This is a genomic window from Citrobacter sp. HN-141, from assembly GCF_033341895.1.
In the GTDB taxonomy this organism is placed as follows: domain Bacteria; phylum Pseudomonadota; class Gammaproteobacteria; order Enterobacterales; family Enterobacteriaceae; genus Citrobacter.
The window spans coordinates 1-746 of record NZ_JAWPBF010000061.1 but is presented as its reverse complement, the minus strand read 5'-3'; the positions used below and the strand labels follow the sequence as shown (position 1 = coordinate 746).

1 protein-coding gene is annotated in these 746 nt (G+C 53.8%); it reads left to right on the top strand.

Annotated features, from left to right (window positions below):
• Positions 1–55: 55 nt before the first annotated feature.
• Positions 56–746, top strand: a protein-coding gene (locus RYZ59_RS24575) for an IS1-like element IS1A family transposase (protein WP_244585561.1) whose coding sequence is annotated in 2 segments (ribosomal slippage) — positions 56–305 and positions 305–746 — 692 coding nt annotated over the 2 segments. Because the reading frame shifts where the segments join, the coding sequence is not laid out codon by codon here. This gene is flagged as partial in the annotation.

The following is a 746-nucleotide window of genomic DNA, read 5'->3' as shown; positions in this document are numbered from 1 at the left end:
GGTGATGCTGCCAACTTACTGATTTAGTGTATGATGGTGTTTTTGAGGTGCTCCAGTGGCTTCTGTTTCTATCAGCTGTCCCTCCTGTTCAGCTACTGACGGGGTGGTGCGTAACGGCAAAAGCACTGCCGGACATCAGCGCTATCTCTGCTCTCACTGCCGTAAAACATGGCAACTGCAGTTCACTTACACCGCTTCTCAACCCGGTACGCACCAGAAAATCATTGATATGGCCATGAATGGCGTTGGATGCCGGGCAACTGCCCGCATTATGGGCGTTGGCCTCAACACGATTTTACGTCACTTAAAAAACTCAGGCCGCAGTCGGTAACCTCGCGCATACAGCCGGGCAGTGACGTCATCGTCTGCGCGGAAATGGACGAACAGTGGGGCTATGTCGGGGCTAAATCGCGCCAGCGCTGGCTGTTTTACGCGTATGACAGGCTCCGGAAGACGGTTGTTGCGCACGTATTCGGTGAACGCACTATGGCGACGCTGGGGCGTCTTATGAGCCTGCTGTCACCCTTTGACGTGGTGATATGGATGACGGATGGCTGGCCGCTGTATGAATCCCGCCTGAAGGGAAAGCTGCACGTAATCAGCAAGCGATATACGCAGCGAATTGAGCGGCATAACCTGAATCTGAGGCAGCACCTGGCACGGCTGGGACGGAAGTCGCTGTCGTTCTCAAAATCGGTGGAGCTGCATGACAAAGTCATCGGGCATTATCTGAACATAAAACACTA